Origin of the sequence: Aphanothece microscopica RSMan92, from assembly GCF_046613545.2 — a bacterium.
Classification (GTDB): domain Bacteria; phylum Cyanobacteriota; class Cyanobacteriia; order PCC-6307; family Cyanobiaceae; genus NIES-981.
In genome coordinates, this window is sequence record NZ_JBKKKY020000108.1 from 1 (window position 1) to 4,373 (window position 4,373).

The following is a 4,373-nucleotide window of genomic DNA, read 5'->3' on the forward strand; positions in this document are numbered from 1 at the left end:
TGATGGAGGGACTGGCCGCCGAAGGCACCGATCAGAAGACCATCATGATCGATGTGAGCAGGCATGCGCCACTGGTTCGAGCATGCCTGCGCAAGTATCTGAAGGCACAGCGCACGGCTTCGAGCCTGCGGACGAAAAAGGGGGGCCTGATGACCGACGCGGCCGCCTGACCGGCCGCACGAAAGGTGGACTGAACACCAAGCCGCATGCCGTCATCGACGCCAAGGGACCGCGCCTGAAGTTCTTCATGACCGCCGGTCAAGTCAGCGACTATACCAGAGCCGCCGCCCTGCTGGGCTGTCTGCCTGCTGCCGAGTGGCTGCTCGCGGACCGGGGATATGACGCCGACTGGTTCCGGGATGCGTTGAAAGACAAGGGGACACGCCCCCGCATCCCCGGGCGGAAGTCGCGTGGCAAGGCGGTCCGGTACAACAAGCGACGCTAGCGGCGCCGCAACCGGATCGAGATCATGTTCGGCCGACTGAAGGACTGGCGAAGGGTCGCAACCCACTACGACAGATGCGCCAAGACCTTCCTGTCCGCTGTCGCCCTCGCAGCAACCGTCATGTTCTGGCTTTGACTATCAATGAGTCTGGAACCTAGGTCGGGGTGTCCATCTGATCGTGAAGACCAGCTATCACCCTGGATTCACGGTTCGCATACGCTCATGCGCTTTGTTCAACAGTGCCATCAGCAGCCGCCAAAGCCATAGCGAGTGAATATGCCCAGCCGGCGCAGAAGGTCGCGGTCGGCTTGCCCGGTGTCGGGCAGGCCGATTTCCGACTGGAAGGCCGCGACCGCCGCGGCGGTGTCGCGGGTGAAGGTCCAGTCGGGCACCTCGGCGAGGTAGCCGCCCTCGGCCAGCGCCGTTTCCAGCCGCTCGACTGCCGGGTAATGGTCACCAGCCTGCAGGTCGAATGGCTGGCCGATGCGCCGCCGGTCGCATTGCGCAGGCGCCGCCCCGTCCAGCCGGAAGTTACCGTCAAAATGCAGCCCGTCGGCATCAAAGGCCGTCTGGCCGAAGGTCAGGCTTTCCATTCGGGCGGCCTCGATCCGCAGATGGCGGAAATCGGCCTCGATCGAATTGCCCTTGCGGGTCAGCGTGACGCTGCCGCCGTCGCACTCCACCGGGCAGTGGGCGGGCCCTGGGCCCGACAGATCGCAGTCGAACTCGAAGGCGACGTGCGGCGCGCCGCGCAGGATCAAGGTGATTTCGCCCAGTGAAGTGACCGACAGCGACTGCACCCGCGGCGGGGCATCGGCAGCAGGCAGGACAAAGCAGGCGCTATCGGCTGCCTCTTGTGCTGCGGCAGGGGCGGCAATGGCCAGCACGAGAAACGGGATAAGGCAGCGCATCAGGAAGCCCCCTGCATCAGGACCACAGGTGCCCAGTAGAACGGATGGGTATAGCCTGGAAAATCGGCCAGCGGCTGCAAGGTCGCGGGTTCCAGCGCCTCTGCCGCACGCAGGGTTAGCCCACCCACCTGCGGATCGCCCGCGAGGAACCCGCGCTGGGTGGCGGTGATCGCGTCTGCCAGGGGCACGCCACCGGACATCTGCCGCGCATAGATGCCTTCCATGAACAGCGCGATCGACGCATCCTCGACCGGCCAGAGCGTGGCGACCACCGACCGCGCGCCTTCCTGCTGGGCCACGGCGGCAAAACTTTCCAGCTCTGCCCCGTCCGACCCGCCGCCATAGCCCGTCTCGCAGGCCGAGAGCGTCAGAAGCCCCACCTCCGAAAAGTCGAGGTCAATGCCGAAGCCCGCACGCAGATCGGCAAGCGTGAGCCGGTCGCCATTGCCGAGAAGGAGGAACGAATCCGCCTCGGTCCGGCCCAGCTTGAAGTGCGAGGCGATGTGCACGATCCCGAGTTCGGGGGTAAAGCCATCGCCGAAAACCAGCGCCTCGGCCAGACTGTCGCGGGTAAAGGCGTCGTCGAGCAACGCCACCCCGTCCAGCAGCCCGTCGCTGCCCGCGCCACGCACCAGTGCGCGCAGTTCGCGCTGCACGCCCGGCAGGGCGCTGAACCCGGCGATGGCGCGGGTCGACCCGAAGGCCGAGATGCGTTCGACCGGGTCCTCCGCCTGTGGCACGGTGGCGTCGGTCGCCAGCGACAGCGCAAAACGTTCCACCAGCCAGCTCGACCCGTCGTGCAGCGCGGCAAAGGGGATGTAGCGCAGGGGGCCGTCAGGCGACAGCACCAGGCGTGCGATGCCGCCATCGCCCAGTTCGGCCAGAAGGTCGGCCGGAAGAAGCAGGTCGTGCAGCCGCCGCGCCGCCGGGCGCGGATCGGCCGAGGGGTCGCGCAGCGCCGCGCGGAAGGCCGCGATCTCCTGCTCCAGCGCCGCGGCAGTCAGGGGCTTGTCCCCGATCCGCTCCACGACGAAGGCGCGCTGCGATACGGGCGTCGTCAGGACGATCCCGATCCGGCCGTCCAGCACCACGTATTGCAACGCCGCCGCCCGCGCGGTTTCCAGCCCGCGCAGGTGGCGCTTGATCGACTTGCCGTCCGACAGCCGGTCGCCCGCGGCCGCACGCCCCAACGCTGCGGCACGGTCCACAAGGTCCTGCACCACCGCGTCGCGCGCCGCTCGTTCCGCCCCGAGGCTGGCGTTCAGCGCCTCGAGTTCTGCGGTCTCTTCCCCGGTCAGGGGCGTGGACTTCTTGCGCAGAAGAAGGTCGCGGCGGCGGATCGCCTGCCCCGTGACCGTGGGCTTCACCTGCCGCGCGCTTGCCACGATCTCGGCCTCTGCCGCGGGTTCGGGGGCGACCATGCGGGCCGTCGCCGCGCCGCTGTAGACGATGTCGTTGCCCACGAAACGGAAGGTCTCAAAGGACTTCAGCAGCATCAGGATCTGGTCGGCTTCGGCCGGGCGGCCCTGCGTGATGAAAAGGTCGGCCAGCCAGCGATAGTGGTCGGCCACCGTGTCGCGAAAGCACAGCTGCACCTGTTCGGGAAGGCCCGCGATGGCGGCGCGGATCGTCTGCAATTCGTTCACTGCCGTACGCGCGAAGATCAGCGCAAGGTCGCCCTGTCCGATCGCGAACAGCCGTTCGGACGCATGCGACCAGGCGCAGACACGCACGAGGCTTGCCGGCAGCGGCCCTTCGGTGATCGCGGCAAGGTCGGCGCGGGCAAGGTCGGTTTCCATCGCCAGCAGCTCAAGCTCGGTCGCCCGCGCGACATCGCCCGCCGCGGCCTCAAGCGTGGAAAGCCGCCGCGCGGCAAAGCCCAGGCCCCGGCTTTCCCGGCCCAGCGGTTCGGCGATGGCCAGACGTTCGCGCGCCTCCTCCAGTGTCAGGGGCGCGGACGGCGGGGCGGCAGGGGATGCCGTTGGTACGACGATTTCAAGGAACCCGACGGCTGCATCGTCGTCCCGCTGCGCCAGAGCCTCAAGCAGCGTCGCCAGGGCGGGCCATGTCTCGGGCGGGCGGCCCTCGACATGGCGCGCGACCATCCGGCGAAAGCCTGCGTTGCGCGCCGTGGCGGATAGTCCCTCGACATACGGCAGCCGTTGCAGTGGCAGGATCGCTTCGCGCGCCCCGGCATAATCACCCCAGAAGGCCGCCACATCCATCAGGGCCAGCGTCGCCGCGGGCGGGCGAGAGGGAGCGCTGTCGCTGTCCTCACGGTAGGGGCGCAGGCGGCCGCGTTCGGCGCGTTCTGCTGCTTCGAATGCGGCCGCAGCGCGCAGCCAGTCGTAGGCGGGCCGGATCAGCGCGGTCGAGGCCGCCCCGCCGATCGCCGCACGATGGGCAAAGGCGATGCAGTCGATCGACGTGCGGTCAAGCAGGTCGCAGCGGTCTTCCAGCAGGGCGGTCACAGCCTCGGGCGTGGGGGCGGCGAGGGCGGCGGCCTCTATCGTGCCCTCTTCCAGCGCGGCCAGTTCTTCGAGTCCACGCAGGCGGCCCTTGCGGTCGGGCTGGCTGGCCTGAAGGTCGGGGCGCGCGCGGATCAGCCGCGCCAATTGCGCCCGCGCAGGGCCCTCGGGCGCGAATTCGACTGCAAGCCTCAGCTAACGCAGCGCAGCGCCCGGATCGGGCGCCAGGCCGGATTCGGCATCCAGAAGATCGGCCGCGATGCGCTGGGCCAGATCGGCCGTGGTGTAGGGATATTCGGCGCCCAGTGCCGCCACGCGGTCGAACAGCAAGTCCGGATAGGCAAGCCCAGGCCCTTCCAGGAAGAACCGGCTGCGTTGCGCGACGCGCCCCGCGATCACGCGATGCGCGGCATCGATCGGCCGTGCATCGCCCACAAGCCCCAGCATGGCTCGGTAGAGCCGGTCGGCCCGAGGCCAGTCGCGGGCCACGCCTTCGCCCGTCTCGTGCAAGCGGGCGAGGGACAGTTGCGCCTCGGGCTGGCCGCTGTC

General features: G+C 68.8%; 3 protein-coding genes and 1 pseudogene. 1 reads left to right on the forward strand and 3 read right to left on the reverse strand.

Going from position 1 to position 4,373, the window contains the following annotated elements; genetic code table 11:
* Window positions 1-580 (forward strand): annotated as a pseudogene (locus tag ACLD7X_RS15840) (IS5 family transposase); the annotation flags it as partial.
* A 110-nt stretch (window positions 581-690) separates the two neighbouring features.
* Here the strand turns inward: ACLD7X_RS15840 and ACLD7X_RS15845 are convergent.
* The 3 genes from ACLD7X_RS15845 to ACLD7X_RS15855 form a co-directional block, all read right to left on the reverse strand.
* Window positions 691-1,356 (reverse strand): peptidoglycan-binding domain-containing protein, encoded by a 666-nt coding sequence (locus tag ACLD7X_RS15845; RefSeq protein WP_411424644.1) that lies wholly within the window; start codon window positions 1,354-1,356, stop codon window positions 691-693.
* Window positions 1,356-3,971, reverse strand: coding sequence for a CHAT domain-containing protein (locus ACLD7X_RS15850; RefSeq protein WP_411424645.1), 2,616 nt, complete (start codon window positions 3,969-3,971; stop codon window positions 1,356-1,358). The genes ACLD7X_RS15845 and ACLD7X_RS15850 overlap by 1 nt, the downstream gene beginning before the upstream one ends.
* Before the next feature lie 48 nt (window positions 3,972-4,019).
* A partial coding sequence (locus ACLD7X_RS15855; RefSeq protein ID WP_411424646.1) for an SEL1-like repeat protein occupies window positions 4,020-4,373 on the reverse strand: 354 nt, incomplete at its 5' end.